Here is a 7,007-nt window from a genome sequence, read left to right as displayed (position 1 = left end):
CGCCAACTCCGCCGACGAGATCGGCACCTCCAAGGTCAACGCCGACCTCGCCCTGCGCACCTCCACCGACGTCGCCGCCGGGGAATACCACTCCACCCTCACACTGTCGCTGTTCAACCAGTCCTGAACCCGCAGGCGGGACACCACCGCCCACTGTGGACGTCCGGGACCTGTGCCACCCTGACACACGTCCCGGACACCCACGATGAGACAGGAGACACCAATGCCGACCAAGAGCCGCCCGCGAGGCGCCCCCGCCCCCCTCGCCGCCCGCACGGCAGCCGGCCCCCTGAAGGCAGCCGCCGCCGCCCTCAAGGCCGCCGGCGTGACCGTCTTGGTCGCCATGACCACCATAACGACCATGATCAGCGCGGTCGTCGTGGTCGCGTTCGCCGCCCCCGCCGGGGCCGACACCACCTGGTCGGTCGTCCCGGCCAACGCCGACGGCCCCGACGGCCGCAACGTCATCGACATCGAACTCGCCGGCGGACAACAGGTCACCGAACACGTCGCGGTCATCAACCGCTCCACCCAGCCCGTCGACTTCGCGATCGACGCCAACGACGGCTACCTGACCGCCAAGGGCTACTTCGACATGCGGCCCTCCGACGCCACACCCGTCGACGGCGGCGCCTGGATCCAAATCCCCGACAAAGTGACCATCGCCGCCGGAGCCACCGCCGTCGTGCCGGTAAAGGTGTCGATCCCGCAGAACGCCACACCCGGCGACCACCCCGCCGGTGTCACCGCATCCATCGACACCATCTCCGGCCAGGTCCGCGTCCAAAACCGCGTCGGCGTCCGCCTCAACATCCGCGTCACCGGCGGCTTCGTCGCCAAAGTCAACGTGACCGGCATCCACACCACCTACACCTGGTCATGGAACCCCTTCACCCCGGGCACCGTCGAGGTGACCTACACCCTGGCCAACGCCGGCAACGTCCGCCTGGCCCCCGACAGCCGCATCCTGACCTCCACCTTCGCCGGCGAAAACGGCTGGGACGACACCTCCGAAGCCAAGGCCAGGGAAATCATGCCGGGCGGCAGCCGCACGTTCACCGCACGCGTGACCGGCACCTGGCCGCTTGGACCCATCGGCACGACGATCATGGCGATCCCCTCCCCCGCGGGCAAACCCCTGCCCGGCGTCACCGCCGAACGCATCGCGATCGACACCACCGTCTGGGCCATCCCCTGGCCCCAACTCGCCCTCCTCACCCTCCTCATCCTCGCCGTCCTCGCCCTCCGGATCACCAGCCTCCGCCGCCGCAGGCGAATCGAGAAACTGATCATCCTCAGCGGCCGCGGCACACCACTCGGAACGTGAACACCCAAGCCCCCGGGCGGAGGAATCCCCCGCCCCGCTGAACCACCCGCAGGCCACCACACCCCCGACACGTGGCGCGAGGACCCCCTTCCATTCCGATCACCGACACCCGCCCCTCAGGAGGTGGCGACCATCAACCGACCCAGGCAACCGATGCCGGTCCGGCGTCCGATTTGGGGCCGCGTGCTCGCCCTCACGGTCGCGTTCGCGCTTGGCGCGATCGTCGCCGGCGGCGTGGTGTTCGGAGTGACCCGGCCGAGCTCGATCGAGCAGATGGCCGACCAGATCCGGGCCGAGTCCGCCCTCCGGGACAAGACGCAGATCAAGACCCTGACGGAGCTGGCCCGCACCACGCGGGACCGGCTCGTCCCCGTGCTCGACGGACTGAACCGTGCGATGCCCGCCGACGGCACCGCGGGACCGGCCGTGGTGACCGCCGCCGACGTCGAGAACTGGCGGAAGGCGGCCACCGCGGCCGTCGAAGGCTTCGCCGACCCGCCGTCCGGTGAGACCGCCACCAACGTGGCGAGGTCGAGTCTCGCCTCCGCCGTACGGCAGATCGCCACGACCGTCGACACCTACGCGGCCGCGCGAGACCTCACCGGACCGGGCCGCACCACCGCGATGGACCTGGCCGTACGGCAACGCGCCGACGCGCTCTTCACCTGGTCGGTCGGAGCCACCGCCCTCGACGCCGTGAACGTCGACGCGGGCTACGGCCACCAGCACGTATTCCTGCCGACATCACCCGGCGAAGGGGACCTCACGCCCGACGCCGAACCCGAGGGGAGTCACGACTCGTGAAAAAGACACTGACATACGTCCTCACCGTCCTAATGGCCGGGCTCGTGCTGATGCTCGGCGCGCCGGCGGCCTCCGCCCACGGCGGAGCGATCAAGCTGGAGGTGACGGGGGACGGCGCCGACAACGTCAACGTGCTGGCGACGTACAAGAAGGACGGCCATCCCGTCATGGAGATCGTCGAGGCGACGCTGACCGCGATCTCGGCCGACGGCCGTTCCTTCGGGCCGGCGCCGCTCAGGTCGGCGCCCGAGGGCCAGAATCTCTACCACCTCGCCGAGCCGCTGCCGAGCGGCGAATGGAAGGTCACCGTGACCGCGACCGCGCCCTCCAAGGCGCACGCGACGGTGAAGGTGAAGGCGGGAGACATCGCCGCCTCGCCCGTGGCGGCGACCGGGCCCGCGCAGAACAAGGCCGCGGCGACGGCGACCGTGGCGGACGACGAGGGCGCGATGGGGATGCCCCTCAAGATCGGCATCATCGCTCTCGTGGCGCTCCTCGCCGTCGCGGCCTGGATCGGCCTCGCCTGGCGCAACCGGGCGAGCGCCCGGCGCTGAAGGAGTCCCAGGTGATCGGGGGCCGGAAGCCCGGGACGGCCCGGGACGGCGCTCACCACGACGGGCCGGGATGGGGGTCCCGGCCCGATCTCGGCGCTGTCGCTCGCGTGACGGTGTCAGGGGCTGGTGCAGGTGACGGCCGGCGTGGCCGCGGTGCCGTTGGCGGTGAAGCCGAAGGTGGTGGACGCCCCGGCCGCGAGGGAGCCGTTGTAGGAGGCGTTGCGGACGGTCACCGAGGAGCCGGACACGCTCTGCGTGCCGTTCCACAGGCTGCTGATGGTCTGCCCGCCCGGCCAGGTCCACTTCACGGTCCAGCCGTTGACCGCCGAACTGCCCGCTCGGACCGTGACCTCCGACTGGAATCCGCCGGGCCAGCTGTTGACCGTCGTCAGGGTCGCCGAGCACGCACCCGTGACCGGAGGAGTGGGGCTGGGGCTGACCGGCGGGGTCGGGCTGGGGCTGACCGGCGGGGTCGGGCTCGGCGAGGTGTTGGGAGCGCTGTTGAGGGCGTTCAGCGCCGCGGTGTAGGCGGGCTTGGGCTGGTAACTGGAGTCCCACATCATGGGGGCGCCATAACCGGGGAACGTCCCGGGGATCCAGGTATGGCCGTCGTCCACGCCCCACTGTGAGACGCCGACACAGCGGGAGACCGCCAGGCAGGCGTTAACGACCTTGCCGTAGTCCGTGCCCTGCTGCTGCAGTTCGGAAGAGTCGGCCGGCATCAGGATGCGGTCGTCGAGTTCGGTGATGGCGACGTCCAGGCCCAGGTCGGCGAAGCGCTGCATGTTCGCCTGCAGGGACGAGGGAATCTGGCCGACGATGAAGTGGCTCTCGAAGCCGATGCCGTGCAGCGGAACGCCCTGGGACACCAGCGACTGGGCCAGCGAGTAGAGCCCGTTGCTCTTGGCGTTGATGCCCTCGATGTTGTAGTCGTTGATGTACAGCTTGGCGTTCGGGTCGGCGGCGTGCGCGGCCCGCAACGCGATCGCGAGGTAGTTGGCGCCCATCGCCTTATAGAACACGTCCTGGCGCAGCGTGCCGTCCTCGTTGTACGGCTCGTTGATGACGTCCCAGGCGTAGACCTTCCCCTTGTAGTGGGTGGCCTCGGTGGTGATGTGGTTCTCCATCACGCCCTGGACCTGGTTCAGCGGCAGGCTGCTGACCCAGGCGGGCAACTGGGCGTGCCACACCAGATTGTGCCCGCGTACCCGCATGCCGTGGGACTGGGCGAAGGAGACGATCTGGTCACCCGACCCGAAGTTGAACGAGCCTCTGGACGGCTCGGTGGCGTCCCACTTCATCTCGTTGCCGGGGGTCACCATGTCGAACTGGGCCGCGGCGAGGTTGACCTCGGCGCTGATGCCGAGGTCGCCCCGCGTCAGCGCGGTGCCGAAGTAGCGCCCCTTGGCCTCGGCCGACGCCTTCAGCGTCGACGCCGCCTGCGCGGGCATCGCCAGGCCGACCGCGACGGCGGTGGCCGCGGCCAGAACGGCGGCCAGACCGCGGACGCGGCCTCGTGACCGATCCGACGAATGGTTGGGCGGTTTCATCTCAGCCCTCCAGTGGTGATTCGGATGCTGTCTGCGGACATGGCACGCGGGCGCAGGGACGAGACCGACGGCCTGCGGCGCTCCCGTGACCGGATCTCGGCTCCGCACCTATGCGGGGAACGGCCATCGATTGTTAGCGCTAACAATGTGGCTTCTCGATGTTCCCTCAGCCGATGGTGGTGAGCGGAGCAAATACGACACGGACCGGCCCGTCAAGGACGTGACCGTGCCCTTCCGCAAGGGCTTCGCCCCTTACCTACCGTTCCACCACCGCATACTCGGCCCGGCCCACTTCGTACGCGCGCATCCGTCGCTGAAACGTTCATCACCCGCGGAGCCGGTGCACATCACCGCCGTCCCGGTCTCATCTGGCGCGGAAAACGTCCCGGCCGGGCGTATCGGCGCCGCCGCAGTCGCGATCTTCCTGAACGCGGGCCGTGGTCATGCCGGAGAAGTGGAGCTGCCGGCGTTCGGCAGCGGGAGGCGTCGCAGGTGGAGTTTCTGGATCTTTCCCGAGCCCGTCTTCGGCAGGTCGCCCGTAATGTCGAAATAGACCGGCATTTTGTATTTGGCCAGGCGAGAGCGGAGAAACTCGCGCAGCTCGTCGGCGGTGACACTCGCGTCGGGGCGGAGCACCACGAACGCGCGGCCGACCTCACCCCATGTGGCGTCGGGTACGCCGAGCACGGCGACCTCGGCGATGGCCGGATGCTCGAAGATCGCTGCCTCGACTTCGGCCGGGTAGACGTTCTCCCCGCCCGAGATGTACATGTCCTTGACCCGGTCGACGACGTAGAGGTGCCCCTCCTCGTCCAGAACGGCGACGTCGCCGGAGCGGAACCAGCCGCCGTCGGAGAACGCGGCGGCGGTCGCCTCCGGGTTGCGCCAGTAGCCGGGGGTCACGTTCGGCCCCTGGATGAGCACCTCACCCGGCTGTCCCACCGCCGCGTCCGTGCCGTCGGGCTGGACGACCCGCACATTGGCGAAGAACACCGGCACTCCTGCCGAGCCCACCTTGCGCACGCTCTGGCTGGCCTCGAGGAAGGTGGCGCCGGGAGCGGTCTCGGTGAGCCCGTATCCCTGGCAGAACACCAGGCCCCGTTCCTGGTAGGTGCGGATCAGCGCGGCGGGGATCGCCGCACCCCCGGACATCAGGGTGCGCAGCGAGGACAGGTCCGCGCCCGCGAACCTGGGCGACCGGGCGAACGCGGCGAACATCGTGGTGACCCCGAACATCCAGGTGACCTCGTACTTCTCCATGAGGTCGTAACACTCGTCCACGTCCCACGACGGCATGATCACCGAGCATCCGCCCTTGAGGAAGGTCGGCAGCAGGGTCTGGTCCAGGGCGGCGACGTGGAAAAGCGGCGCGCTGATCAGCGTCACCTCGTCGCTGGTGACATCGACGCCGAGCAGGAGGTTGAAACAGTTCCACACAAGGTTGCCGTGGGTGAGCATCGCGCCCTTGGGCCGCCCGGTCGTACCCGAGGTGTAGAGGATGAGCGCCGTGTCCTCCAGCCGCACAGGCGTGTCGATCGGGGTGGGATCGCCCTCCGCGAGCCAGGTCTCGTAATGCCGCTCCCCCGGCCCCGGAGCGCCGAGGGCGACGACCTGCCGAAGAGGCGCCGCGGTGCCCTGCGGGAGGGCTCGGACCACCTCGGTGCACTCGGGCGCGTAGACCAGGACCGCGGCGCCCGAGTGGTCCAGCATGTAGCCGATCTCGGGCGCGGCCAGACGGAAGTTCAGCGGCACGAAGATCGCCCCGAGCAGGTGCGAGGCGAACATCGTCTCGACGAAGGCGACGTGGTTGCGGCCGAGGTAGGCGACCCGATCACCGGCCCGCACCCCCGTCGCACGCAACCGCGACGCCAGCCGTGTCGTCCGTTCGTGGACCTCGGCGTAGGTGAAGGGCCGGTCCGCGAAGACGAACGCGGTCCGGTCCGGTGTCATCTGGGCCCGGCGGGCGGGCCACCCTCCCAGTCCGGCGTTGCGCATCGGTGTTCGACCTCCTGTGAGCTGGGGGATCAGGGAAGGCGTCAAGACCGAGCAGGCACGACAGCTCGGAATCGTCGACGAGGCCGACCTGGGAGTCGACGGCGGCGGCGCCGGAAACGGCGCCCGCTCACGGCTCAGGCGTAGTGCCGGTAGATCGCCCGGGCGACGCAGGCCGGCTTGTTCGCACCTTCGATCTCGACGGTGAAGTCGAGCAGCATCTGGACGCCGTCGCCGGGGACGTCCTCCACGGAGACGACGGCGGCGGCGAGACGGATCCTGCTGCCCACCTTGACCGGGCTGGGGAAGCGGACCTTCTCCAGGCCGTAGTTGATACTCATCTTCACGCCCTGGATGTCGAGCAGTTCGTTGAAGAGCGGGATGACCAGGGACAGGGTGAGGTAGCCGTGGGCGATCGGGCCGCCGAACGGGCCGTCCGCGGCCCGCACGGGGTCGACGTGGATCCACTGGTGGTCGTCGGTGGCGTCGGCGAAGGTGTTCACCCGGTCCTGGGTGATCTCCAGCCAGCCGCTGTGGCCGAGATCCTTGCCGGCCAGCGCCCTGATCTCGTCCAGCCCGTAAGCCGTGGTGGTCATGCGTTTGTCGTCCTCTCCTGCGTGCCGAGCCCGAGCAGGCGTACGGCGTTGTCCTTCAGGATCTTCGGGCGGACCTCGGGCTTGATCTCGAGCTTGTCGAAGTCGGCCAGCCAGCGGTCCGGCGTGATCACCGGATAGTCGGAGCCGAAGAGCACCTTGTCCTTCAGCAGCGTGTTGGCGTACC

General features: G+C 69.4%; 7 protein-coding genes. 3 read left to right on the top strand and 4 right to left on the bottom strand.

The window, feature by feature from the left end; genetic code table 11:
- Window positions 1-223: 223 nt before the first annotated feature.
- The 3 genes from FH610_RS42415 to FH610_RS42405 all read left to right on the top strand — a co-directional run bounded on the left by FH610_RS42415 (window position 224) and on the right by FH610_RS42405 (window position 2,685).
- On the top strand, window positions 224-1,327 hold the full coding sequence (locus FH610_RS42415; RefSeq protein WP_139580896.1) for a COG1470 family protein: 1,104 nt from the start codon (window positions 224-226) through the stop codon (window positions 1,325-1,327).
- 183 nt (window positions 1,328-1,510) lie between these two features.
- Window positions 1,511-2,131, top strand: coding sequence for a hypothetical protein (locus FH610_RS42410; protein WP_139580895.1), 621 nt, complete (start codon window positions 1,511-1,513; stop codon window positions 2,129-2,131).
- Window positions 2,128-2,685, top strand: coding sequence for a hypothetical protein (locus FH610_RS42405; protein ID WP_139580894.1), 558 nt, complete (start codon window positions 2,128-2,130; stop codon window positions 2,683-2,685). Before FH610_RS42410 ends, FH610_RS42405 begins: the two co-directional genes overlap by 4 nt.
- 116 nt (window positions 2,686-2,801) lie before the next feature.
- On the opposite strand, the gene FH610_RS42400 is transcribed toward FH610_RS42405, so the two are convergent.
- The 4 genes from FH610_RS42400 to FH610_RS42385 all read right to left on the bottom strand — a co-directional run.
- On the bottom strand, window positions 2,802-4,235 hold the full coding sequence (locus FH610_RS42400; protein ID WP_139580893.1) for a glycoside hydrolase family 10 protein: 1,434 nt from the start codon (window positions 4,233-4,235) through the stop codon (window positions 2,802-2,804).
- A gap of 441 nt (window positions 4,236-4,676) precedes the next feature.
- A complete protein-coding gene (locus FH610_RS42395) occupies window positions 4,677-6,230 on the bottom strand; it encodes an acyl-CoA synthetase (protein WP_139580892.1) in 1,554 nt (517 codons plus the stop codon).
- Between the two features lie 134 nt (window positions 6,231-6,364).
- A complete protein-coding gene (locus tag FH610_RS42390; RefSeq protein WP_139580891.1) occupies window positions 6,365-6,823 on the bottom strand; it encodes a MaoC family dehydratase in 459 nt (152 codons plus the stop codon).
- A partial coding sequence (locus FH610_RS42385; RefSeq protein WP_152313713.1) for an amidohydrolase family protein occupies window positions 6,820-7,007 on the bottom strand: 188 nt, incomplete at its 5' end. The genes FH610_RS42390 and FH610_RS42385, both read right to left, overlap by 4 nt.

The sequence above is a fragment of the Microbispora catharanthi genome, from assembly GCF_006334915.2.
Lineage (GTDB): Bacteria > Actinomycetota > Actinomycetes > Streptosporangiales > Streptosporangiaceae > Microbispora > Microbispora catharanthi.
Note: the sequence above shows the minus strand (reverse complement) of the source record. Positions and strands in the feature narration are given on the sequence as shown.